A 25388-nucleotide genomic window follows, 5' to 3' on the forward strand; every position below is an offset into this window, starting at 1 on the left:
ACAGGCAGGTTCACGCAAACAGGCCGGTTCCGCCACCGGGGAGGCGGCGGGACCGGCCTGTCGCGGGCGGGGGCGCTCGCTAGTCGCGCGCGTGCTCCACGGGGTCCGCGGCGTCGGCCTGGCGCTCGAACCGGCCGTCGAGCTTGGCGACCAGTCCGGTGACCTGGCGGGCGATGTCGGGCGCGGTCAGCCCGATCTCGGCCATGACCTCGGCGCGGGAGGCGTGGTCGAGGAAGCGCGGCGGGATGCCGAAGTCGCGCAGCGGCACGTCCACGCCCGCGTCCCTGAGGGCCTGGGCGATCGCGGAGCCGACACCGCCGACCCGGCTGTTGTCCTCGACGGTGACGACGACCCGGTGCCGTTCGGCCAGCGGGGCCATGGCCTCGTCCACGGGCTTGACCCAGCGCGGGTCGACCACGGTGGTGGAGATGCCCTGCTTGTCGAGCAGGGCGGCGATCTCCAGGCACATCGGGGCGAGGGCGCCCACGGAGACCAGCAGCACATCCGGGCGGTCCGTGCCGGGCTCGCGCAGTACGTCCATGCCGCCGACGCGGCCCACGGCGGGTACGGCGGGGCCGACGGCTCCCTTGGAGAAGCGCACCACGGTCGGCGCGTCCTCGACGGCGACGGCCTCGCGCAGCTGGGCGCGCACCTGGTCGGCGTCGCGCGGCGCGGCCAGCCGCAGCCCGGGCACCACCTGGAGGATCGACATGTCCCACATGCCGTTGTGCGAGGGGCCGTCGGTGCCGGTGATCCCGGCCCGGTCCAGCACGAAGGTCACCCCGCACTTGTGCAGGGCCACGTCCATGAGGACCTGGTCGAAGGCGCGGTTGAGGAAGGTGGCGTACACGGCGAAGACCGGGTGCAGCCCGCCGTGGGCGAGGCCCGCCGCGGAGACGGCGCCGTGCTGCTCGGCGATCCCGACGTCGTAGACCCGGTCGGGGAAGCGCTTGGCGAACTTGTCCAGGCCGACCGGCTGGAGCATGGCGGCGGTGATCGCGACGATGTCCTCGCGCTCCTCGCCGAGCCTGACCATCTCCTCGCCGAAGACCGAGGTCCAGTCGGCGCCGGAGGAGCTGATCGGCAGCCCGGTGTCCGGGTGGATCTTGCCGACGGCGTGGAAGCGGTCGGCCTCGTCCTGGAGGGCGGGCTGGTAGCCGCGGCCCTTCTCGGTCAGGCAGTGCACGATGACCGGGCCGCCGAACCGCTTGGCGCGGGCCAGCGCGGACTCCAGCGCCTCGATGTCGTGGCCGTCGATCGGGCCGACGTACTTCAGGCCCAGGTCCTCGAACATGCCCTGCGGGGCGATGAAGTCCTTCAGCCCCTTCTTCGCGCCGTGCAGGGTCTCGTACAGCGGCTTGCCGACGACCGGGGTGCGGTCGAGGATGTCCTTGGTCCGGGCGAGGAAGCGCTCGTAGCCGTCGGTGGTGCGCAGGGTCGCCAGGTGGTTGGCGAGGCCGCCGATGGTCGGGGCGTAGGAGCGCTCGTTGTCGTTGACGACGATGACGAGCGGGCGGTCCTTGGCCTCGGCGATGTTGTTCAGCGCCTCCCAGGCCATGCCGCCGGTGAGCGCGCCGTCACCGATGACGGCGACGACGTGGTCGTCCCGCCGGCGCAGCTGGTTGGCCTTGGCGATGCCGTCGGCCCAGCCGAGCACGGTCGAGGCGTGGCTGTTCTCGATGACGTCGTGCTCGGACTCGGCCTGCGCCGGGTAGCCGGACAGGCCGCCCTTCATCTTCAGCCGGGAGAAGTCCTGCCGGCCGGTGAGCAGCTTGTGCACGTAGGACTGGTGGCCGGTGTCCCACAGCACCTTGTCCGCGGGCGAGTGGAAGACGCGGTGCAGGGCGATGGTCAGCTCCACCACACCGAGGTTCGGACCGAGGTGGCCGCCGGTCTTGGAGACAGCGTCGACGAGGAAGGTACGGATCTCCTCTGCCAGCTGGTCCAGCTCCTCCAGGCTGAGCCGGTCCAGATCGCGCGGTCCCCTGATGCGGGTCAGCAGCGGCACCCGTGCCTCCTTGAACTAGAGCTGATCGAGCTGTTGCCGGGCCCGCCCGAGTCTAATGCCGGGCCCGACGGGCACCCCGAAGGGGCGCGGTCGGCCGCGCGACCGGCCACGACGGGCCGGTACGCGGTCGTTCCGCGCCCCTGGGGCGAGCGGGCGGGCGCTAGGCGCGGCCCGCGGTCTTCTGCGTCTTGCGCGTGATGGAGTCGATCACGACGGTGGTCAGCAGAACGGCGGCGGTGATCATGTACTTCACCGGCTCCGCGATGGACTGCAGCTGAAGACCGTACTGGATGGACACGATCACCAGCACACCCAGCAGCGCGTTCCAGGTCCGGCCGCGCCCGCCGAAGAGCGAGGTGCCGCCGATGACGGCCGCGGCGATGGCGTTCATCAGCAGGTCGCCGGTGCCGGCGCTCTGGTTGGCCGAGGCGATCTTCGAGGCCAGGAACAGGCCGCCGATCGCGGCGAACCCGCCGGAGATCGCGAACACGGAGATCCGCACCGCCGTGACGTTGATGCCCGCGCGCCGGGACGCCTCGACGCTGCCGCCGAGCGCGAAGACCTTGCGCCCGTAGGTGGTGCGCCGCAGCAGGAAGTCCGTGGCGACCAGGAACACCAGGAAGATCACCGTGGCCAGCGGCAGGCCCTTGTACTGGTTGTACATGTAGGCGGCGGCGAAGGCGACCACGGCCAGCAGCACCGTGCGCAGCACCGTGTCGCTCAGCGGCCGGGCCGGGATGCCCGCGGCCTCCCGGCGCCGGTTGCCGAGGAAGGAGGTGAGGAAGAACACCGCGACCACGACCACGGCGAGCCCGTAGGCGGCGGCGATGTCGGAGAAGTAGTACGTGGTCAGCTTGGCGACCAGGCCCTCGCCGTCGAGGTTGATCGTGCCGTCCTCGCCCAGCACCTTCAGCATGAAGCCGAGCCAGAACAGCAGGCCGGCCAGCGTGACGGCGAAGGCGGGGGCGCCGAGCACCGCGAAGAAGAAGCCGTGCAGCGCGCCGATGGCGACGCCGGCGGCGATGGCGAGGAGGACGGCCGCCCACTCGGGCCAGCCCTGGTTGACCGCGAGGACGGCCATCAGGGCGCTGGCCGCGCCGCTGACCGAGCCCACCGAGAGGTCGATCTCGCCGAGCAGCAGCACGAAGACGATGCCGACGGAGATCATGCCCGTGCCGACCATGGTGATCGTCACGTCGTTGATGTTCTGCGCGGACAGGAAGTTGGAGTTCAGCGCCTGGAAGATCACGCAGATGATCACCAGGCCGACGACGACCGGCAGGGAGCCCAGCTCACCGGCCTTCATCTTGCGCTTGAACTCGTTCCAGTAGCCGAGCAGGCCCTCTTCCTGCACCAGCAGGCGCGGGTCGACGGCGGTGACCGCGGCCGCGGCGGCCTCGGGGTTCTCGACCGGGGCGGCGTCCTGCGCGGACGTCGTGCCGGGCTCGGTGGCGGAGGTCTTGTCGATGCTCACTGGGAAGCCTCCCCGTTCGCGCTGGACGTGCGCGCGGCACGGCGGGTCACGGCATTGTCGGTGGCGCCGGTGATGGCGGAGATGATCTCTTCCTGGGAGGTCGTGCTGACCTCGAAGACGCCGTTGTTGCGGCCGAGGCGCAGGACGGCGACCTTGTCGGCCACCGCCTTCACGTCCGCCATGTTGTGGCTGATGAGGATGACGGCGTGGCCGCGCTCGCGCAGCCGCTCGACCAGGTCGAGCACCTGGGCGGTCTGCTCGACGCCGAGGGCGGCGGTGGGCTCGTCCAGGATGACCAGCTTGGGGTCGCCCAGCATGGAGCGGGCGATGGCCACGGTCTGGCGCTGACCGCCGGAGAGCGAGGCGATCGGGATGCGGACGCTGGGGATGCGGATCGACAGCGTGGTGAGCAGCTCGCGGGCGCGGCGCTCCATCTCGACCTCGTCGAGCACGCCCCACTTCCTCAGCTCACGGCCGAGGAAGAGGTTGCCGACGACGTCGATGTTGTCGCACAGCGCGAGGTCCTGGTAGACCGTCGCGATGCCCAGCGCCTGGGCGTCGTGCGGCTTGCTGATCGACACGGGCCTGCCATTCCATTCGATGGCACCCTCGTCGATGGGGTGGACGCCGGCGATCGTCTTGACCAGCGTGGACTTTCCGGCGCCGTTGTCGCCGACCAGGGCGACCACCTCACCGGCGTGGATCTCGAGCTCTACGTCGGTGAGCGCCTGAACGGCACCGAACCGCTTGGAGACCCCGCGCAACGCCAGCACGGGCGTAGCGGACACGTGAACCATCTCCTTCGCCGCCTGACCCGGCGGGAGGTTGTGCAGAAGTTTGGGGGGAATTCCGTCCGGCGCCCCGGGCCGAGCTCGCGGGGCTGGGTGAATGCGCCGGGGCGCCGGAGGAGCGGGGACGCGGCCGGTCGTCGTCCGGTACGGCGGGCGTTCAGGGGCCGAACGCCCGGCGGCCGGGAGGGGACCGGGCGTTCGCCTACTTGGTGAGGCCGAGCTTGTCGCAGGCGGCCTTGTACTTGCCGGAGCAGATCTCGTCGACGGTGTAGATGCCGTCCTTGATCACGGTGTCCTTGATGTTGTCCTTGGTGAGGGACACGACCGGGACGAGGACGGACGGGATGTCCTTGGCGCTGGTGCTGGAGACCTTGTCCTTGGCGATGGAGTCCAGGCTCTCGCCCTTGGCGAGCGCGACGGCCATCTGCGCGGCGGTCTGCGCCTCCTGCGGGTACGACTTGTACACGCTCATGTACTGGTCGCCGGTGACGATGCGCTGCACACCTGCCAGTTCGGCGTCCTGGCCGGTGACCGGGACGTTGAGGTCCGCGGCCTTGAGGGCGGTGATGATGGCGCCGGCCATGGTGTCGTTGGCGGAGTAGACGCCCACGATGTTCTTCTTGCCGACGGCGGAGATGGCCGCCTCCATCTCGGAGTTGGCGTTGTCCGGCGCCCACTCCTTGGTGTCGTACTCCTTGGCGATGGTGACCTTGCCGTCCAGGACGGAGTGCGCGCCGTCCTTGAACTGCTTGGCGTTGGGGTCGGTCACCGAGCCGTTGATCATGACGATCTTGGAGGACTTGGTGGCCTTGTCGCCCAGTGCCTTCAGCAGGGCCTCGCCCTGGGTCTTGCCGACCTCGACGTTGTCGAAGGAGGTGTAGGCGCTGATCGGGCCCTCGGCGAGGCGGTCGTAGGCGACGACCTTGATGCCCTGGTCCACGGCCTTCTTGACGGAGTTCTGGATCGCCTTGGCGTCCACCGCGTCGATGATCAGGACGTCCACCTTGTTGGTGATCATGGTGTCGACCTGCTGGGCCTGGAGGTTGGCGTCCTGGCGGGCGTTGTTGTACTCGACCTTGCCCTTGCCGTTGGTCAGCTCCTTGACCTTCTGCTCGATCATCGGCCGGTCGAACTTCTCGTACCGCGCGGTCTTGTTCTCCGGAAGGAGCAGACCGACCGTGATGTCGTCGCCCTTCTTGGGGGCCGACGCGGCCGAGGAGTCGTCGTCGCCCTTCGACTCCTTGGCACTGCCACAGGCGGCCAGCGAGACGGCCATCGCACCGGCGGCAACGGCAACGGCGGCACGACGCATACGTGCGTTCACTTGAGAAACCTCCCTGACGAGGCCGCGTCGTTGCGGCCGAGGTGGCTGGAAGTCAACTCGGCCACACGTGCGACGTCAAGAAGTAAATCCTTAACGAGATGGCAACGGTGCCATCCGTTCTCTAAGTGAAGGCAGGCGCCGTAACCTGCAGGGCGCCGTCCAAAAGGGTGGAATCACCCATCTCGCTGAGGGCGAGGGCGAGCGCGCCGAGCACCTCGGCCCGGCCGCCAAGTGCCCCGGGGAGAACGGACAGTTGACGGGCGGCGCTGGGGATGGCGTAGCGGCCGACGGACTCCCTGATCGGTCCGAGCACCAGCTCCCCGGCCTCGGCGAGGTCGCCGCCGAGGACGACCCGGCTCGGGTTCAGCAGGTTGCAGAGGTTGGCCACTCCGCTGCCGATGTGGCGGCCGACGTCGGCGATGACCCGGCGGCAGCCCGGGTCCCCGTCCCTGGCCAGCCGGACGATGCCCTCCATGGTCAGGTCGGGGCCGTGGCTGGGCTGGAGCAGCGGGAGCACGTAGCGCGCCGCCGCGAAGGTCTCCAGGCAGCCGCGGTTGCCGCAGCGGCAGACCGGGCCGGACTCGTCCAGGGTGATGTGCCCGATCTCGCCGGCCGTGCCGCCCGGACCCCGGTAGATCTTGCCGTCGATCACCAGGCCGGCGCCGACACCGCTGGCCACCTTGATGTAGGCCAGGTCGCGCACGCCCTTGCCGCTGCCCCAGACCAGCTCGCCGAGGGCGCCGAGGTTGGCGTCGTTGTCGACGTGCACGGGTACGCCGAGCCGCTCGCGCAGTTCCTCGGCGGGCTTGGTGCCGCCCCAGCCGGGCAGGATCGCGGTGGAGCCGAGGGTGCCGGACTCGACGTCGATCGGGCCGGGCACGCCCAGGCCCACGCCGGCCACCTTGGTCCGGTCCACGCCGGTCGCCGCGACGAGGCGGTTGACCAGTTGTTCGGCCCGGTCGAAGCCCTGGTCGGCGGAGGCGTCGACGTCCAGCGGCTCGGCCTCCTCGGCGAGCACCTGGTGGGCGAGGTTGCCGACCGCGACGCGCAGGTGGGTGTGCCCGAAGTCGACTCCGATCACGATGCCCGCGTCCCCGCTCAGGCTGACGCTGCGGGCCCGCCGCCCGCCCGCCGACGTGGGGGTGACCTCGACGGTTCCGCCGTCCTTCAGCTCCCGCACGATGTTGGAGACGGTGGCGGCGGACAGCCCGGTCGTCCGCGCGATCTCCGCCTGGGTGAGGGACCCGGCCAGTCGTACGGCCCGGACCACCCGCTCCAGGTTGGCTCGGTGCAGTGACGACTGCGACCCTGGAGTCTCCACGACGACCTCCTGAGCGCGGGGCCGCTTCGGCGAGGCCCCGTGTATGTCCAACTAGTGAACTCTAAGCTGAGCCGTTCGGGGCGACTCACGTCAAGAGGTTGAACCGTTTCCGGGTACCCGGGCACGACGGCGCACACCGCCCCGAAGGTGCCGGGACGGTGTGCGCACGCGCAATCACGGCGGGTGGCCCCGCCTGTCCGCCGGGGTTACTTCAGCGCCCCCGCGGTCAGCCCCTGCACCACCTGCCGCTGGAAGACGATGTACGCCGCGAGCACCGGCAGCATCGCCATGACCAGGCCGGCGAACAGACCGGACCAGTCGCCCTTGTAGCCCTGGCTGACCGCGAGCTGGACGAGCCCCTGGGTGAGCACCTTCTTGTCCGGGTCGGTGTTCAGGACCGTGGGCAGCATGTACTGGTTCCACTGGCCGAGGAAGTTGAAGATGCCCACGCTGATCAGGCCGGGCTTGGCCATGGGCAGCATCACCTGGAAGAACGTACGCGTGTGCGAAGCGCCGTCCACGAAGGCCGCCTCCGCCACCGACGTGGGCAGGGTGCGGAAGAACGCCGTGAGGAAGAACACCGTGAACGGCAGCGAGTAGGCGATGTACACCAGGATCAGGCCGTGGATCGTGTTCAGCAGGCCCATGTTGTTCACGACGTAGAACAGCGGGACCAGCGCGAGCATGACCGGGAAGCTCATGCCGCCGACGAACAGGTAGTAGATGAAGCGGTTGCCCGGGAAGTCGAACCGGGCCAGCACATAGGCGGCCATCGAGCCGAGCACCAGGGTGCCGACGAGCGAGCCGCCGACCACCAGGACGGTGTTCAGGAAGTAGTCGCTCATGTGGGCGTCGGTCCAGGCCCGGGCCCAGTTGTCGAAGTGCAGCCGGTCCGGCAGGGACCAGGGCGAGCCGAAGATGGAGCCGTCGTCCTTGAAGGACGTCATCACCGCCCACACCAGCGGCATGACCACCATGATCGCCCAGATCACGAGGACGCCGTGGGAGAAGACGTTGAGGACGGTCCCCTCCCGCTGCCCGGAGGGCCGGCGCGCGGCCGGGTCCTGGTCCGTCTTGTACACGGTGGCGCCGGACTCGGCCGGCGGCGTGGCGGGGGTCTCGGTCGTCTTCATCGGTTCAGAACTCCAGCCGCTCGCGACGGCCCAGCCGCATCACGATCGCCGCGAACGCGAGCGTGACGATCAGCAGGGCGACGCCGATGGTGGTGGCGTACGCGGCCTGACCGTCCCGGAACGCCTTCTGGTACACGTACAGGACCATCACGGTGGTCGAGTAGTCCGGCCCGCCCGGTCCGGTCGTCATGATCTGCACGACCGCGAACGACTCCGCGCCGAGGGCGAGGATGCCCATGTAGACCCAGCCGGACTGCACGGTGTCCCACAGCAGCGGCAGGGTGACGCGGAAGAACGTGGTGGCCCGGCTCGCGCCGTCCAGCAGCGCCGCCTCGTACAGCTCGGCCGGGATCGAGGCCATGCCCGCGGAGAACAGGACCACGAAGAAGCCGACCGTGGACCACACGAGCACCGCCATCACACACCACAGGGCGAGACCGGGATCGCCCAGCCACAGCGGCTGCACGCCGTCGAGGCCGATGCCGCGCAGCAGCGAGTTGATCGCTCCGCTGTCCGGGTTGTACGCGAAGGCGAACAGCAGCGAGACGATCGCGATCGAGAGGACCTGCGGGAAGAAATAGACGATCTTGTAGAAGGCCGAGCCCCGCACCCCGGAAATGGCGGGGCCGCCCTTCCTCCGCCGGCCGCCCACATTGATCATGAAGGCGAAGAACAGCGCCAGACCGAGCGTCAGCACCGGCAGCACCAGAGCGAACAGGAGACTGTGCCACAACGACTTCCAGAAGATGTCGTCGTCGAGCATCCTTTCGTAGTTGTCGAACCCGACCATCTGGAAATCGGGGCTGAGGCCCGTCCAGTCCGTGAACGAGTAGTAGATGGACTGGATGAACGGCCACACCACGAAGAGCGCGTACAGTCCCAGGGGCAGTGCCAGGAACCCCACGATGAACCGGTATTTGCCGTGCCGCATCGCCACTCCGGTGCTGTCAGGGTGCCGGATTACTGGTGCTTGTAGTGCTTGATGGAGGAGTCCTTGGCCGCCTCGTCGGCGAATGACTGGATCTTCCTGATCGCCTCGGCGGGGGTGAGCCGGCCGGCCATCAACTCGCCGAGGCCGGACACCCCGATCTTCTCCTTCTGCAACTGCACGTACCAGTCCTGCAGCCGGGGGTTCACCACGTTGCTCCCGGCCTTCTCCAGCGCCGCCACACCCGACTTCAGGCCCGGGGTGAGGTCGATGCCGGAGGTGCCGCCGTTGAACGCGGTCAGCGACTTCACCTTGCTGGTGAAGTTCTTCGAGGACGCCTCGGAGAGCATGATGCGCAGCTGCTCCATGCCGCCCTCGGCGTTCTTCGCCTTGGCCGGGACGATGAAGGGCTCGCCGCCGGAGGCCCAGAGGGTGCCGAACGGCAGCTTGTCGGAGGCGTCGAGGCCGGAGGGCGCGGAGACGGCGAGGCCGAAGTCGGCCGGGATGACGTTGGCCGACTCGTTCTCCACCCAGGAGCCGTTCGGCAGGAACAGCGCCTTGCCCTCGGCCCACGCGGTCTGCGACTGGATGTGGTCCAGGCCCGGGGTGCCCCGGAGGATGTAGCCCTTCTTGTACAGCTCGTAGTAGGCCTCGAAGCAGGCCTTGACCGCGGGGTGCTTCCAGGCGTTCGGCTCCAGGTTGTCGATGGCGTCGAGCACCTCGCGCCCGCCGACCTTGGCGATCATCGGGTACAGCGAGAAGGGGATGTAGTACGGGTACTTGCCCGCGTAGGTCCAGCCCGCGATGCCCTTCTTCTTGGCCTTGGCGCACAGCGCGAGCATGTCGTCCCAGGTCTCCGGGTACGCCGCGTCCAGCGAGTCCAGGGCCTTCTGCGAGTACCAGACGCCGTAGACCGTGTAGGCGTAGTACAGGATCCAGACCGGGTCGCCGTCGAACTGGCCCATCTCCACGATGCCGGGGCGCAGGGTGTCGCGCACCTTCTTCTTCGGGTCGTCGTACGACGGCGCGTCCAGCAGCGCGGTGAGGTCGGCGAGCTGGTTCTTGCCGACGAGGACGCCCATGTCCATCTGCTCGGCGCCGGAGTTGTCGATGAGGTCCGGCGGGGTGCCCTGGTTGAAGCGGGGCTGGAGGGTGGACTGGATCTTCTGGGTGGCCGCGAACTTCACCTTGGCCTTGGGGAAGTCGCGTTCGTAGATCTTCACCGCGTCCTCGGCGTACTCCTTGCCGAAGCCGCCGTCGAAGAGGACGAATTCCATCCCGGCGGTGTCGTTGACACCGAGCGGGTTCTTGGCGGTCTTCTTGCCCTGCTCGGCCTTGTCCTGTCCGTCGCCGCCGCTGCTCGCGCAGGCGGACAGCAGGCCCATCCCCGGCGTGGCGACCAGACCGAGCGCCGCCGAGCGCTTGATCAGATCGCGGCGGCCGACGCCTTCGGCACGGTGGTGCGCAGTGGATCCCATGCTCAAGTCCTCGCCTTCTCCAGGACTCAGGCGGTGAACCGGATCCTTGCGCCGGCACCGCAGGTCGGGTCGTGCAGGGTCGTGCGGGAAGTGCCGACAGGTATAGTCCACTTAACCCCGGCGGACAAGATCGAGTGCAGGGTTCCCCATGGGTCTTTTCCGAGTTGAGACCTGCCGGAAATATGGGCCCACGACTCGTGCCGCGCGGGAAAAATTCGCGACATTACTCCCTGAATGCCACGGCCAACACCCTTGACATCACGGGTCACTTGACCACCTACTGGTTCCTGCGCCCGTAGCTGACAACGTTGTCCGATGGGCGCAGGAGGGGAAATCCGTAGATGCAGCGGAGAACTCGGCACAGATGGGGTCCGGCGGCCGTCCTCACGGCCGCCTTCGTCATGGCCGTCGGCGCGCAGGGCGCGGCGGTCGCCCTGCCGGCCCGGCCCGCGGTGCCCGACCGGGAGTTCGCGTCCTCGTTCGAGGCGGGCGAGCCGGCGCCGGACTGGCTGAACACCGTGGACACCGGCCCGGACGGGAGCAAACGGGCGTCGGGCGTCGACGGCGGCTACAGCACCGGCATCCCCGGCAATGTGACCGACCATGTCACCGAGGTCCGGGCCGGCGGCGAGAACGCGGGCGCCGGCGAGGTCAAGGAGAACCTGGCCGACGGCGAGCCCGGCACCAAATGGCTGACCTTCGAGCCGTCCGGCTGGGCGGAGTTCGACCTGGACAAGCCGGTCGGGCTGCGGACGTACGCGCTCACCTCGGCCAACGACCACGCCGAGCGCGACCCGAGGGACTGGACCCTGAAGGGCTCCGCCGACGGCACGCACTGGACGACGCTCGACACCCGCTCGGGCGAGACTTTCTCCGAGCGGTACCTGACCAAGTCGTACGACCTGGCGGAACCGGCCGTCTACCAGCACTTCCGGCTGGAGGTGACGCGCAACAACGGCGCCCCGGACATCCTCCAGCTCGCCGATGTGCAGTTCTCCACCGGTGGCGGCGGCGGGCCGGTGCCGCAGGACATGCTGACCCTGGTGGACAAGGGCCCCAGTGGTTCCCCGACCGCCAAGGCGCGGGCCGGGTTCACCGGGAAGCGGGCCCTGCGCTACGCCGGCCGGCACACGGCGGACGGCCGCGCCTTCTCCTCCAACAAGGTCTTCGACGTGAACGTGCGGGTCGGCCGCGACACCGAGCTGGCGTACCGGATCTTCCCGTCGATGGCCGACGGCGACCGCGACTACGACGCCACCAACGTCTCCGTCGACCTGGCCTTCACCGACGGCACCTACCTCAGCGACCTGGGCGCCCTGGACCGGCACGGCTTCCCGCTCTCCCCGCGCGGGCAGGGCGCGGCGAAGGCGCTGTACGTCAACCAGTGGAACGACGTGGCCGCGCGGATCGGCCCGGTGGCGGCCGGGAAGACCGTCGACCGCATCCTGGTGGCCTACGACTCCCCGGACGGCCCGGCGAAGTTCCGCGGCTGGCTGGACGACGTGTCCCTGAAGCCGGTCGCGCCCGCCAGGCCGAAGGCGCACCTGGCCGACTACGCGCTGACCACTCGCGGCACCCACTCCAGCGGCAGCTTCTCGCGCGGCAACACCTTCCCGGCGACCGCCGTGCCGCACGGCTTCAACTTCTGGACGCCGGTGACCAACGCGTCCTCGCTGAGCTGGCTGTACGAGTACGCGCGCGCGAACAACGCGGACAACCTGCCGACGATCCAGGCGTTCAGCGCGAGTCACGAGCCGAGCCCGTGGATGGGCGACCGGCAGACCTTCCAGGTGATGCCGTCGGCCGCGGCCGGTACCCCGGACACCGGCCGCGAGGCGCGCGAACTGGCCTTCCGGCACGAGAACGAGACCGCGCGGCCCTACTACTACGGGGTCCGGTTCGAAGGCGGCCTCAAGGCCGAGATGACCCCCACCGACCACGCGGCCGTGCTGCGCTTCACCTACCCCGGCGACGACGCGAGCGTGCTGTTCGACAACGTCACCGAGCAGGCCGGGCTGACGCTCGACGAGGAGCACGGGAGGGTCACCGGCTACTCGGACGTGAAGTCGGGCCTGTCCACGGGCGCCACCCGGCTGTTCGTGTACGGCGAGTTCGACAAGCCGGTGACGGACGGCGCGGCGAGCGGGGTGAAGGGCTATCTGCGCTTCGCCGCGGGCGCCGACCGCACCGTCACCCTGCGCCTGGCGACCTCGCTGATCGGCGTCGACCAGGCGCGGGAGAACCTGCGCCGGGAGATCCCCGCGGGCACGTCCTTCGACACCGTCAAGGCGCGCGCCCGGCACGCCTGGGACCAGCTGCTCGGCAAGGTCGAGGTGGAGGGCGCGAGCGAGGACCAGCTGACCACGCTCTACTCCGGGCTGTACCGGCTGTACCTGTACCCCAACTCCGGCTTCGAGAAGGTGGACGGCAAGGACCGCTACGCGTCCCCGTTCTCCCCCATGCCGGGCCCGGACACCCCCACGCACACCGGCGCGAGGATCGTCGACGGCAAGGTGTACGTCAACAACGGCTTCTGGGACACCTACCGCACCACCTGGCCCGCCTACTCCTTCCTGACGCCCACTCGGGCCGGGGAACTGGTCGACGGGTTCGTGCAGCAGTACAAGGACGGCGGCTGGACCTCCCGTTGGTCCTCCCCCGGCTACGCGGACCTGATGACCGGCACCTCCTCGGACGTGGCCTTCGCCGACGCCTACGTCAAGGGCGTGAGGTTCGACGCGAAGGCGGCGTACGACGCGGCCGTGAAGAACGCCACCGTCGTCCCGCCCGCCCCGGGCGTGGGCCGCAAGGGCATGGCCGTCTCCCCCTTCCTCGGCTACACCCCGACCGACACCCACGAGGGCCTGTCCTGGGCGATGGAGGGCTACGTCAACGACTACGGCATCGCGAAGATGGGCGAGGCGCTGTACAAGAAGACGGGCGAGAGCCGCTACCGGGAGGAGTCGCGGTACTTCCTCGACCGGGCCCGCGACTACGTGAAGCTGTTCGACACCCAGGCGGGCTTCTTCCAGGGCCGGGACGCCAAGGGTGACTGGCGGGTGGACTCCGCGAAGTACGACCCGCGGGTGTGGGGGTACGACTACACCGAGACCAACGGCTGGGGCTACGCCTTCACCGTCCCGCAGGACAGCCGGGGCCTGGCCAACCTGTACGGCGGCCGGCAGGGCCTCGCCGACAAGCTCGACGCCTACTTCGCCACCCCGGAGACCGCCTCCCCGGACTACGTGGGCTCCTACGGCGGTGTCATCCACGAGATGACCGAGGCCCGGGACGTCCGGATGGGCATGTACGGCCACTCCAACCAGGTCGCGCACCACGTCCTGTACATGTACGACGCGGCCGGCCAGCCGTGGAAGACGCAGGCGTACGTGCGCGAGGCGCTGTCCCGGCTGTACACCGGCAGCGGGATCGGGCAGGGCTACCACGGCGACGAGGACAACGGCGAGCAGTCCGCCTGGTACCTGTTCTCGGCGCTCGGCTTCTACCCGCTGGTGATGGGCAGCGGCGAGTACGCCATCGGCTCCCCGCTGTTCAAGCAAGCGACCGTGCACCTGGAGAACGGCCGGGACCTGGTGGTGCGGGCCCCGCGCAACAGCGCGGAGAACGTCTACGTGCAGGGGGTCAGGTTCAACGGCCGCCCCTGGACGTCCACTTCGCTCCCCCACTCGCTGCTGGCCAAGGGCGGGGTGCTGGACTTCGCCATGGGCCCGGAACCGTCCTCCTGGGGCACGGGCGAGCACGCGGCGCCGGTCTCGATCACCCGGGACGACAAGGTGCCCGAGCCGCGCGCGGACGTCCTGAAGGGCGCGGGGCCGCTCTTCGACGACACCTCGGCGACCAGCGCGAGGCTCACCTCCGCCGACCTGCCGGCCCGGGGCGCCGTACGGCCCGTCCGGTACACGCTGACCTCGGGGGCCGACCACACCACCGCGCCGTCCGGCTGGACCCTCCAGGGCTCCGCCGACGGCACGACGTGGCGGACCCTGGACCGCCGCACCGGTGAGACGTTCGCCTGGGACCGCCAGACCCGCCCCTTCACCGTCGCCGCGCCGGGCACGTACACCCGTTACCGCCTGGTCCTGGACGGCGAGGCCACCCTGGCGGAGGTGGAACTGCTGACCTGAGCGCACTCCGAGTACGGCGGCCGGCCCGCCGGAGGAGCCCCACGGCTCCTCCGGCGGGCCGGTGTCGCGCGGGCGGGACCCTGCGAGGCGGTGCGGACCAGGTGAGGGATGGTGCCGGGCGGCGGGGGCCGGGCGGCGGGGTGATCCGTCCCCCGCCCATACTGCCTTCGAGGACCCGACAGGCCACAGGAGCACCGATGACACCACGCACCCCCGCCAGCACCGCACGGGAGGCGGCGACGGCATGAGACTGCTGGTCACCGGCGGAGCCGGGTTCGTCGGCTCGCACTTCGTGCGCACGCTGCTCGACGGCGGCTACCCGGGCCACGAGACGTCCCGGGTGACCGTCCTGGACAAGCTCACCTACGCCGGACACCGGGACAGCCTGCCCGCGGCGCACCCCCGGCTGGACTTCGTACGCGGGGACATCTGCGACGCGGAGCTGCTGGACCGGCTGCTGCCCGGGCACGACGCGGTGGTGCACTTCGCCGCGGAGTCGCACGTGGACCGGTCGGTCCGCTCGGCGCCGGAGTTCGTGCGCACCAACGTGGCCGGCACCCAGACGCTGCTGGACGCCTGCCTCGCGGCCGGCACCGAGCGGTTCGTCCACGTCTCCACCGACGAGGTCTACGGCTCCATAGCCGAGGGCCGCTGGACGGAGGACCACCCGCTGCTGCCCAACTCTCCCTACGCGGCCTCCAAGGCGTCCTCGGACCTGCTCGTCCGCGCCTGTCACCGCACGCACGGCCTGAACGCGTCGATCACCCGCTGCTCGAACAACTACGGCCCCTACCAGCACCCCGAGAAGCTGATACCGCTGTTCGTGACCAACCTGCTTCAGGGCCGGCCGGTGCCGCTCTACGGCGACGGACGCAACGTGCGCGAATGGCTGCACGTCGACGACCACTGCCGGGCCGTCGCGCTGGTGCTCGACCGGGGCAGGCCGGGCGAGGTCTACAACGTCGGCGGCGGCGACGAGCGCACCAACCGCGAGGTCACCGAACGGCTGCTCGCGCTGTGCGACGCCGACTGGTCGCGGGTGCGGCACGTGCCCGACCGCAAGGGACACGACCTGCGCTACGCCCTGGACGACACCAAGATCCGCGAGGAACTGGGCTACGCCCCGCGCATCCCGTTCGAGCGAGGACTCGCCGACGTCGTCGCCTGGTACCGCGACCACCCCGGCTGGTGGAAGGCCGCCATCGGCGCCTGACGCGCGGCGATCGCGCGCGGGGCTTGGTAGAAAGGCAGGGCGGGAGGACCGATCGGCTCCGCGGGCCGCTGCTCCACCGCACCGTCGGTCACCGCACCGCTGGTCACCCCGCCGCCCACGACAGGAGGTACCCCAGGTGCAGGCCGTATCGTCGCCGGGGCTCACCCGTCCGGACTCCCCCGCGCCCACCCCGCCGGACGGCCCGCCCGGCCCCCGGGAGCTGACGCTCGACGGCGGCGAGGGAGTACGGCTGTCGGGGCTCCTCGCCGAACCGGAGGCGGGTCAGGCGCCCAGGGCCGTGGTGGTCGCCCTGCACGGCAGCGGCATGCGGGCCGGTTACTTCGACAACCGGGCGCGGCCGGGCCTGTCGCTGCTGGAGCTGGGCAGCCGGCTCGGCTGCACCGTGCTGGCGCTCGACCGCCCGGGCTACGGCGCCTCGGCCGCCGCGCTGCCGGACGGGCAGGACCTGGCCGGGCAGACGGCCACGCTCGGCTCGGCCCTCGCCGACTTCGCCGGACGGTGGCCGACCGGCGCCGGGTTCTTCCTGCTCGCCCACTCCGGCGGCGGCCGGCTCGCGCTGTCCACCGCGGCGGCCGACGCCCTGCCGGTCCCGCTGATCGGGCTGGACCTGTCCGGGCTGGGCGGCGCCTTCGCGGTGCCACCCGACGAGTTGCCGGGCGCCGGCGCGCCCGGGGCCTGGCGGCGGCACTGGGGGCAGCTGCGGCTGTACCCGCCGGAGGCCTTCCGGGAGGGGCAGCGGCTGGTGGCCCCGGTGCCGGTCACGGAGGCCCGCGAGACCCTGTCGTGGCCCCGGATGTACCCGCAGCTGGCGGCCCGGGTGCGGGTACCGGTCCGGTTCACCTTCGCCGAGCAGGAGCAGTGGTGGCGCAGCGACGAGGAGGCGGTGCGCGCCCTGCTGGCGCCGCTCGCCGCTCCGCGCGCGGTGGTGGACCGGCTGTCCGACGCCGGGCACAACATCAGCCTCGGCTGGGCCGCCCGCACCTACCACCTGCGGGCCCTGGCCTTCCTGGAGGAGTGCCTGCTGGCCCACGCGGCGGCGCCGCCCCGGCATCAGCCGTCGTAGGGTCGGGCGGCGCGGCCCTCACGCAGGGTCAGGCCCCACCAGGCGAGCTGGTCGAGCAGCACGGAGGCGGCCTTGCCGATGCCGTCGGCGTCCCTGGGGCGGCCCCGCTCGTCGAACTGGTCCCAGGCCATGTGGAAGCTGACGGTGTCGCGCAGGGTGACGGCGTGCAGTTCGGCGAAGACCTGGCGCAGTTGCTCCACGGCCCGCTGACCACCGGCCATGCCGCCGTAGGAGACGAAGCCGACGGGCTTGGCCCGCCACTCGCGGTACACGTAGTCGATGGCGAGCTTCAGCGAGGCCGGGTAGCCGTGGTTGTACTCGGGCGTGAGGACGACGTACCCGTCCAGTCCGCCGATGCGCTGGGCCAGGGTGAGGGCGCCCTCCTGTGGCTCGGTGGCGTCCAGGGTGAGTTTCAGCTCCGCCACGAGCGCCGGTTCGGAGAGGTCGATGACATGGACGTCCATGTCATCGCGCCGGCCGATCTCGGAGAGGAACCACTGGGCGACCTTGTCGGCGAAGCGGCCGGTGCGCACGCTGCCGATGATGACGCCGATCCTGAGGGGGGTCGTGGGCATGAGAGGACTCCTCGTACGGGTGGAAGGAAGCAAGGAAGGAGGAAAGAAACAGGCGGCGGCGCACGGTGGTCACGGGCTCCGGGGACGGCTCCGCCGCTGTTCCCGGGGCCGGGTGGTGGCGGCTCAGCCGGCCAGCAGGACGATCTTTCCGCGGCCGTGGCCGGTCTCCAGCTCGCGGTGTGCCTCGGCGGCCCGGGCCAGCGGCAGGGTCTTGCGGATGTGCACGGTGAGCTTGCCGCCCGCTACCAGTCCGGCCAGTTCGGCGAGCCGGCGCGCCGAGCGCCGGCTGGTGATCCAGCGCACGCCCAGCTCCTCGTGGACCTCGTGGGCGAAGACGGTGCCGACCCGGTCCTTGTCCTCGACGAGTTCGGCCGCGACCCGCAGGCCCTCGACGCTCGCCGTGTCCAGGGCGGCGTCCACGCCCTCGGGCGCCGCCGCGCGGACCCGGTCGATCAGGCCGGCGCCGTAGGCGACCGGGACGGCGCCCAGCTCACGCAGGTAGGCGTGATTCTCCTCGCGGCCGGTGGCGATCACCTTGGCGCCCCGGGCCGCCGCGAGCTGCACGGCGATGGTGCCGACCCCGCCGGCGGCGCCGTTGACCAGCACGGTCTCGCCCTCGCCGACGCCGAGGTCCTCGATCGCGGTGTGGGCGGTCTGGCCGGAGGCGGACAGGCAGCCGGCCACCTCCCAGGACAGCGCGGCGGGCTTGGGCACGATCTGGTCCGCGGGGGCGACGAGGTACTCGGCGTAGGTGAGCTGGACGCGGTAGCCCAGGACCTCGTCGCCGGCCGAGAAACCGGTGACGCCCTCGCCGAGGGCGTCCACCACGCCGGCGAAGTCGCCGCCGGTGATGTGCGGGAAGGTGACGGTGAAGCCGGGCGGGGACCAGCCGGTGCGCACCGCGCAGTCGGTGGGCTGGGTACCGGCCGCCTTCACCCGCACCCGTACCTCGCCCGGTCCCGGTTCGGGCATCGGCAGCTCCATCAGCTCCAAGACCTCGGGCCCTCCGTATGCGCGGAACGCGACAGCCTTCATCGTTCAACCCCTCCTGACAACACGGCACTTCGGCCGGTCGGCGGCCTGCGGCTCGCCGTCGCCGGCAACAGGACGAACGTAGAAGCTCAAGTCCGCTTGAGGTCAACCGCCGGCCAGGAGGGGCCGCGGGTACGGCCGCCCGCCCTCGCCCTCGGGACGGCGGCAGGCAGCCCGCGCCACGGACGGACGGCGCGCCGAGCACCACTCGCGCCCCACCCGTAACAGCGGGGGCCACCGGTACCACAGAGGCCCGCGTACGCTCCGGCAGGCGCGCGCCGGTATCACCCGGTCGGGCTAGGCAAGCGGGTTGACGGGGTCGGCGGTGGCGGCGGTACAGTCGGGACAGGCCGATGACAACGATGTCGCGAGGCTCGGCGGTCACGTCGGCCGCGCGCCCCGACCCCCCTCTCCGGGCAGGTACCCGCCCCCCTCACCTGCCCGGCTCGCGGACCCGGTGCACTCGGCCACCGGGTCCGCCAGAGCTTTCCCGCCCGGAACGGCGAAGGGCCGCGCCCCCGGGTGCCGGGGACGCGGCCCTCTGCCGCTGAACCGCTGTGCCCTGCCGCTTACTTGCGGATCAGGTTGCGCAGCACGTACTGCATGATGCCGCCGTTGCGGTAGTAGTCGGCCTCACCGGGGGTGTCGATGCGGACGACCGCGTCGAACTCCACACCGGTGTCGGTGGTGACCTTCACCGTGCGCGGGGTGCGTCCCTCGTTCAGCTCGGTGACGCCGGAGATGGAGAAGGTCTCCTCGCCGGTCAGACCGAGGGACTCGGCGGAGGCGCCCTCCGGGAACTGCAGCGGCAGCACGCCCATGCCGATGAGGTTGGAGCGGTGGATGCGCTCGTAGGACTCGGCGATGACGGCCTTCACGCCGAGCAGCGCGGTGCCCTTGGCCGCCCAGTCGCGGGACGAGCCGGAGCCGTACTCCTTGCCGGCCAGGACGACCAGCGGGATGCCGGCGGCCTGGTAGTTCTGCGAGGCGTCGTAGATGAAGGAGACCGGCCCGCCGTCCTGGGTGAAGTCGCGGGTGTAGCCGCCCTCGGTGCCCGGCGCGATCTGGTTGCGCAGGCGGATGTTGGCGAACGTGCCGCGGATCATGACCTCGTGGTTGCCCCGGCGGGAGCCGTACGAGTTGAAGTCACGCCGCTCGACACCGTGCTCGGTGAGGTACTTGCCGGCGGGGGTGTCGGCCTTGATGGCACCGGCCGGGGAGATGTGGTCGGTGGTGACCGAGTCGCCCAGCTTGGCCAGGACACGGGCGCCGGCGATGTCCTCGACCGGGGCCGGGTCCATCGTCATGCCCTCGAAGTACGGGGGCTTGCGGACGTAGGTGGACTCCGCGTCCCACTCGAAGGTGTCGCCGGTCGGGATCGGCAGCGACTGCCACTGGGCGTCGCCGGCGAAGACGTCGCTGTAGGACTTGGAGAACATGTCCTCGCCGATGGCGTTGGCGACGACGTCGTTCACCTCGGCCTCGGAGGGCCAGATGTCCTTCAGGTAGACCGGGTTGCCGTCCTGGTCGGTGCCCAGGGCCTCGCGGGTGATGTCCAGCTTCATGGAGCCGGCGATGGCGTAGGCGACGACCAGCGGCGGGGACGCCAGGTAGTTCATCTTGACGTCGGGGTTGATCCGGCCCTCGAAGTTGCGGTTGCCGGACAGCACCGAGGTGACGGCGAGGTCGTGGTCGTTGACGGCCTTGGAGACCTCCTCCGGCAGCGGGCCGGAGTTGCCGATGCAGGTGGTGCAGCCGTAGCCGACGAGGTTGAAGCCGAGCTTGTCCAGGTACGGCGTGAGGCCGGCCTTGTCGAAGTAGTCGGTGACGACCTTCGAGCCCGGGGCCAGGGTGGACTTCACCCACGGCTTGCGGGTCAGGCCCTTCTCGACCGCCTTCTTGGCCACCAGGGCGGCGGCGACCATGACGTACGGGTTGGAGGTGTTGGTGCAGGAGGTGATGGCCGCGACCGTCACCGCGCCGTGGTCCAGCTCGTAGACGGTGCCGTCGGGGGCGGTCACCTGGACCGGGTTGCTCGGGGCGCCGTTCGGGGCGACCGCCGGGGCGTCGGAGGCCGGGAAGGACTCCTGGCCCGCCTCGTCCACGGCGTCCACGTAGTTGCGGACGTCCTGCTTGAACTGCTCGGCGGCGTTCGCGAGGACGATGCGGTCCTGCGGGCGCTTCGGGCCGGCGATGGAGGGGACGACCGTGGAGAGGTCCAGCTCCAGCTTCTCGGAGAAGTCGGGCTCGGCGGCCGGGTCCAGCCAGAGGCCCTGCTCCTTGGCGTACGCCTCGACCAGGGCGACCTGCTGCTCGGAACGGCCGGTCAGGCGCAGGTAGTTCAGGGTCTCGCCGTCGATCGGGAAGATGGCGGCGGTGGAGCCGAACTCCGGCGACATGTTGCCGATGGTGGCGCGGTTGGCCAGGGAGGTGGCGGCCACGCCCTCGCCGTAGAACTCGACGAACTTGCCGACCACACCGTGCTTGCGGAGCATCTCGGTGATGGTGAGCACGAGGTCGGTGGCGGTGGTGCCGGGGCTCAGCTCGCCGGTGAGCTTGAAGCCGACGACGCGCGGGATGAGCATGGAGACCGGCTGGCCGAGCATGGCGGCCTCGGCCTCGATGCCGCCGACGCCCCAGCCGAGGACGCCGAGGCCGTTGACCATGGTGGTGTGCGAGTCGGTGCCGACCAGGGTGTCGGGGTAGGCCTTGCCGTCGCGGACCATGACGACGCGGGCCAGGTGCTCGATGTTCACCTGGTGGACGATGCCGGTGCCCGGCGGGACGACCTTGAACTCGTCGAAGGCGGTCTGGCCCCAGCGCAGGAACTGGTAGCGCTCCTTGTTGCGGCCGTACTCCAGCTCGACGTTCTGCTTGAAGGCGTCGGTGGTGCCGAACTTGTCGGCGATGACGGAGTGGTCGATGACCAGCTCGGCCGGCGCCAGCGGGTTGATCTTCGCCGGGTCGCCGCCCAGCTCCTTCACGGCCTCGCGCATCGTGGCGAGGTCCACGACGCAGGGGACGCCGGTGAAGTCCTGCATGATCACGCGGGCCGGCGTGAACTGGATCTCCTGGCTGGGCTGGGCCTGGGAGTCCCAGTTGCCGAGAGCGCGGATGTGATCGGCGGTGATGTTCGCGCCGTCCTCCGTGCGGAGCAGGTTCTCCAGCAGGACCTTGAGGCTGTACGGCAGCCGGGCCGAGCCCTCCACCTTGTCCAGCCGGAAGATCTCGTACGACTCGCCGCCCACCTGCAGCGTGCTGCGGGCGTCGAAGCTGTTCGCCGACACGACAGTCTCCTTCATTGATGTGCGCGTACCACCGTCAATCGTGCCGCCACGCCGGCTTGGCCGAACCAGTAAGGTCAGGCTAAGTTAGGCGTGCCTTACCAGTGTGGCGACCGCGGTGCGCCTCGGCAGATATCTCGATGTCGAGATAACACTAGTACATGGGCGCGGCTTGGTCATGTCACAACCTGGGTGACCGGCCTTCACCCGCTTCCCCCTCGGCGAGGACCCGCAGCCGGATCGGACGGTCGTGCCGAACGCAAGGTGATCACTCGATCAGGTGATCACCTAGGCATTTGGGCCCCCGGTGGACGGCCGTGACCGACCCTGAACCGGTCAGCGGACTTGATCGCGGAAAGGGATACCCATGACCACTGCGGCGCAGGACATCATCACCGTCAAGCTCGAGCGCACCTTCGACCAGATGGACGCCAACAAGGACGGCTACCTCGACTGGACGGACTACCAGAAGCTCGCGGACCGCTACATCCAGGGGTACGGGCTGTCCAGGGACGACCGCCGGGCCAGGGCGCTCCAGACCTTCTGCCAGATCTACTGGCTGGAGCTGCTGCGCCACGCGGGCGCGGACGGGGACCGGCTCACCAAGGAGCAGTTCGTCCTCGCCAACCGCCTCGCGGTCATCGACACCAGCCGCCTCAACGTGACCGAAGGCGGCGGCCACGCGATCTTCGACATCGTCGACGCCGACGGCGACAACGAGATCAGCAGGGACGAGTTCGCCCGTCTGACGCGGGACGTCTGGAGGGACCACTCGCCGGCGACGATGGACCTGTTCTTCAGGCTGGACACCGACGGGGACGGCGCGATCTCCCGCCACGAGTTCATCCGCGCGGTGCGCGAGCACTTCCTCTCCAACGACCCCGACGCCCCGGGCAGCATCTTCTTCGGCCACATCTGACCCACCCGCCGCCAAGCCCCCCGGGCTCCGGTCGGCCTCCCGCGGCCGCCCCTGGACTCGCTTCCGGCGGGCGGCCGTCCTCCTGCGCCGCGCACGGGGCAGCCACTCACCCTTTGGCTAGAACGCTCACCCTTCGCTGCGACAGGCCGTTCTCCGACGGTGGAGGCCGCGTCTTTCCCCGGGTACTCCACACCGTCCCCGGCCGCCGGACGGCGGTGCGGCCTACGTGTCGGCGGTGGCCTGGTCGAGCGCGGCGAGCGCGGCGTCGGCCTCGGCCTGGAGCGGGCTCCTCAGCGCTCCCAGGGCGGCGCGGGCGGCGACCAGCGTCTCCCTGGCCTCGGGGTGTCCCACGGCGCCGAGCGCCTGGCCGAGGTCGAGCCGGGCCTGTGAGGCCCAGGCCGGCATCTGCGCCGCCTCGAAGGCGTCGAGGGCCTGCCGCAGCGGTGCCTCGGCCTCCTGCCAGCGCCCCAGGGCCGCCAGATCGTTGCCGATCTGCTGCCGGGCGACCGCGTGGTACAGCGCGATCACCTCCTCGGTCCGGCCCGGGACCCCCGCGAGGCAGATCCGCTCGCTGCGCCGGTGGATGTCCAGGGCCTCGGCCGCCCGGCCGGTCTGGCGCAGCAGGGTGCCGAGGGAGTTGAGGGCCGTCAGCTCGGCCAGCCGGCCCTGCGGGGACTCCTGTGCGGCGAGGCAGCGGACCGCGCCGCGCAAGCGCTCCTGGGCCTCTGCCGTACGGCCCAGCCGGCTGAGCGCGCCCGCGCCGTAGCCGAGCGCCCAGCCCTCCTGCAGCCCGTCCCCGCAGTCGCGGGCCGCCGTGAGCGCGGCGTCGGCGCTCGTCAGGGCGGCACGGGGGTCGTGGACGCACAGGTTGTAGGCCCAGGCGAGGTAGTTGAGGTGGACCGCCTCCTCACGTCTGCTGCCCAGGGCGCGGGCGGCGTCGGCGGAGCGCTGGAAGATCTCCACCCACTGCTCCCAGTGCTGGTTGAGGTCGGAGAACCAGTGCATCGCCTCCGCCGCGTCCAGGACCTGCCGGTGCCGCCCGGTCTCGTGGGCCCGGCGCAGCGCGGCGAGCCACTGCGCCCGCTCGGCCTCCAGCCAGGCCCGTGCCTCGTCCCGGCCGGTGGGCGCGGTGTCCGGGTCGGGGTCCGCCTCCGGCCCGGTCCGCTCGTGGTCGACGTCGAAGTGCAGCGCGGCGGCGGTGGCCCGGCGCAGCATCCAGTCCGCGGTCCGGTCGAGGGCGGCGTCCCGGACCTCGGGGCCGTCCTCGGCGTCTGCCTGTTCGGCCGCGTAGAGCCTGAGCAGGTCGTGGAAGCGGTACCGCTCGGCGGCGGCGTCGCTCTGCAGCAGACCGGCATCGGTCAGTTCCTCGGCGCGGGCGACCGCCTCGTCGTAGGACAGGCCGGCCAGGAGCGCGCCGGTCTCCGGGCTGAAGTCCGCCCCGGCGGCCAGCGCGGCGCGGCGCAGCAAGGTCCGGGACTCCGGGGGGAGTTGACGGTAGGAGAGCGCGAAGGTGGCGCGCACCCCCAGGCTCCCGGCCTGGAGGCCGTCCAGCCGCCGGCCCTCGGCGGCGAGGCGGGCCACGAGCTTGGCGAGGCGTTCGTGCGGACGGCTGAGGAGCCGCTGGCCGGCGATCCGGACGGCCAGCGGGAGGTGTCCGCACAGGTCGGCGAGGTCGCGGGCGGCCTGTGCCTCCGCCCGCACCCGGTCCGGGCCGATGATGCGGGACAGCAGTTCCACCGCTTCCTCGCGCCGCAGCAGGGCCAGATCGGTGCGGTGCACGGACTCCAGGCCCGCCAGGGCGTTACGGCTGGTGACGAGGGTCAGGGACGGGCCGGCGCCGGGCAGCAGGGGGGCGACCTGGGCCTCGTCGGCGGCGTTGTCCAGCAACAGGAGCAGGCGCCGTTCACCGGCCAGGGACCGCCACAGGCCGGCGCGGTCGTCGGTGCCCGCCGGCAGCGTGGCGTCGGGGACCCCCAGCGCGCCCAGCAGCCGGGCCAGCGCGTCGCGGGGCGTGACCGGTTCCGGGTCCATTCCGTGCAGGTCCAGGGCGAACCGCCCGTCGGGGAAGTGCGGGGCGAGGCGGTGCGCGGCGTGCACCGCGAACGCGGTCTTGCCCAGACCGGGCTGCCCGGCGACCACGCTGACCACCGGCCGGTCCCCGGCGGTGCTCCGCGCCAGGTCCAGCAGCCGGGCGAGGGCCGGGCCGCGTGCGGTGAAGTCCCCGATGTCGCGCGGCAGGGCCAGCGGGCCGGGGCCGGCCGGGCCGATGGCCGGCCGGGGGCGCGGACGGCCGAGGGCGGCGGCCCCCTCCAGGCCCGCCGCCTCGCCGTCGTCCAGCCCCAGCGCTTCGGCCAGCGCCCCCACGGTACGGCGCTGCGGTCCCCGGGTACGCCCGCGTTCCATGTCCGCCAGCGCCCTGACACTCACCCCGGCGGCGTGCGCGAGGGCTTCCTGGCTCAGTCCGGCACGGGCCCGCAGTCGACGCAACTCCTGCCCGAAGTCCCCGCCGGGTGGTGTGCCGTGGCCCTTGCTGGATGGCGTGCCGTCGCGCACCGTCGATGTCCCCGTTCGTCCGGCTCGTCCGGTTGCGAGCGCCCGGCAGAAGTATGGCCGACGGTACTTCTGCCGGGGGAACCGCCTGGGCGGCGGAGACCGGAAGTGATCGACTGAAGGCCGACG

General features: G+C 71.0%; 16 protein-coding genes. 4 read left to right on the forward strand and 12 right to left on the reverse strand.

Translation table 11 applies throughout. The annotated features are described in order from the left end of the window. Positions 1-79: 79 nt before the first annotated feature. The 8 genes from dxs to ngcE form a co-directional block, all read right to left on the reverse strand. Complete coding sequence (gene dxs / locus Srubr_RS21685; RefSeq protein WP_189990083.1) at positions 80-2008, reverse strand: 1-deoxy-D-xylulose-5-phosphate synthase; 1929 nt, start codon at positions 2006-2008, stop codon at positions 80-82. A gap of 160 nt (positions 2009-2168) precedes the next feature. Next, the gene (locus tag Srubr_RS21690) at positions 2169-3482 is read right to left on the reverse strand and encodes a sugar ABC transporter permease (RefSeq protein ID WP_189990080.1); all 1314 of its coding nucleotides are present in this window, start codon (positions 3480-3482) and stop codon (positions 2169-2171) included. Continuing rightward, the gene (locus Srubr_RS21695; RefSeq protein WP_189990078.1) at positions 3479-4279 is read right to left on the reverse strand and encodes an ATP-binding cassette domain-containing protein; all 801 of its coding nucleotides are present in this window, start codon (positions 4277-4279) and stop codon (positions 3479-3481) included. The genes Srubr_RS21690 and Srubr_RS21695 overlap by 4 nt, the downstream gene beginning before the upstream one ends. A gap of 196 nt (positions 4280-4475) precedes the next feature. Then, positions 4476-5585 carry a sugar ABC transporter substrate-binding protein gene (locus tag Srubr_RS21700; RefSeq protein ID WP_189990861.1) on the reverse strand — a complete coding sequence of 370 codons (1110 nt, stop codon included), beginning with the start codon at positions 5583-5585 and terminating at the stop codon, positions 4476-4478. 133 nt (positions 5586-5718) lie between these two features. Continuing rightward, the gene (locus tag Srubr_RS21705; protein WP_030606849.1) at positions 5719-6918 is read right to left on the reverse strand and encodes an ROK family transcriptional regulator; all 1200 of its coding nucleotides are present in this window, start codon (positions 6916-6918) and stop codon (positions 5719-5721) included. A 206-nt stretch (positions 6919-7124) separates the two neighbouring features. Continuing rightward, the gene (locus tag Srubr_RS21710; protein ID WP_189990074.1) at positions 7125-8051 is read right to left on the reverse strand and encodes a carbohydrate ABC transporter permease; all 927 of its coding nucleotides are present in this window, start codon (positions 8049-8051) and stop codon (positions 7125-7127) included. A gap of 4 nt (positions 8052-8055) precedes the next feature. Beyond that, positions 8056-8982: a carbohydrate ABC transporter permease gene (locus Srubr_RS21715; protein WP_189990072.1), complete on the reverse strand. Its 927-nt coding sequence runs from the start codon at positions 8980-8982 to the stop codon at positions 8056-8058. Positions 8983-9011: 29 nt separating this feature from the next. After that, complete coding sequence (gene ngcE, locus Srubr_RS21720; protein ID WP_189990070.1) at positions 9012-10457, reverse strand: N-acetylglucosamine/diacetylchitobiose ABC transporter substrate-binding protein; 1446 nt, start codon at positions 10455-10457, stop codon at positions 9012-9014. A gap of 341 nt (positions 10458-10798) precedes the next feature. On the opposite strand from ngcE, the gene Srubr_RS21725 reads away from it, so the two are divergent. From Srubr_RS21725 to Srubr_RS21735, 3 genes are all read left to right on the forward strand, one after another. Next, complete coding sequence (locus tag Srubr_RS21725) at positions 10799-14602, forward strand: GH92 family glycosyl hydrolase (protein ID WP_189990068.1); 3804 nt, start codon at positions 10799-10801, stop codon at positions 14600-14602. A gap of 244 nt (positions 14603-14846) precedes the next feature. Beyond that, complete coding sequence (rfbB, locus tag Srubr_RS21730) at positions 14847-15815, forward strand: dTDP-glucose 4,6-dehydratase (protein ID WP_189990065.1); 969 nt, start codon at positions 14847-14849, stop codon at positions 15813-15815. Positions 15816-16035: 220 nt separating this feature from the next. After that, entirely contained in the window at positions 16036-16899 is an 864-nt protein-coding gene (locus tag Srubr_RS21735; RefSeq protein ID WP_229926481.1) for an alpha/beta hydrolase, read from the forward strand. Here Srubr_RS21735 and Srubr_RS21740 read toward each other — a convergent pair. From Srubr_RS21740 to acnA, 3 genes are all read right to left on the reverse strand, one after another. After that, entirely contained in the window at positions 16887-17474 is a 588-nt protein-coding gene (locus tag Srubr_RS21740; RefSeq protein WP_189990060.1) for an NADPH-dependent FMN reductase, read from the reverse strand. The genes Srubr_RS21735 and Srubr_RS21740 overlap by 13 nt on opposite strands. Before the next feature lie 123 nt (positions 17475-17597). Continuing rightward, positions 17598-18509 carry an NADP-dependent oxidoreductase gene (locus tag Srubr_RS21745; protein ID WP_189990057.1) on the reverse strand — a complete coding sequence of 304 codons (912 nt, stop codon included), beginning with the start codon at positions 18507-18509 and terminating at the stop codon, positions 17598-17600. A gap of 566 nt (positions 18510-19075) precedes the next feature. Beyond that, a complete protein-coding gene (acnA, locus tag Srubr_RS21750; RefSeq protein WP_189990054.1) occupies positions 19076-21793 on the reverse strand; it encodes an aconitate hydratase AcnA in 2718 nt (905 codons plus the stop codon). A 364-nt stretch (positions 21794-22157) separates the two neighbouring features. Between acnA and Srubr_RS21755 the strand changes: the two genes are divergently transcribed. After that, the gene (locus tag Srubr_RS21755) at positions 22158-22709 is read left to right on the forward strand and encodes an EF-hand domain-containing protein (RefSeq protein ID WP_189990052.1); all 552 of its coding nucleotides are present in this window, start codon (positions 22158-22160) and stop codon (positions 22707-22709) included. A 222-nt stretch (positions 22710-22931) separates the two neighbouring features. On the opposite strand, the gene Srubr_RS21760 is transcribed toward Srubr_RS21755, so the two are convergent. Then, positions 22932-25262 (reverse strand): ATP-binding protein, encoded by a 2331-nt coding sequence (locus Srubr_RS21760; RefSeq protein ID WP_189990049.1) that lies wholly within the window; start codon positions 25260-25262, stop codon positions 22932-22934. Positions 25263-25388 lie beyond the last annotated feature (126 nt).

The organism is Streptomyces rubradiris (assembly GCF_016860525.1).
Taxonomy (GTDB): Bacteria; Actinomycetota; Actinomycetes; order Streptomycetales; family Streptomycetaceae; genus Streptomyces; species Streptomyces rubradiris.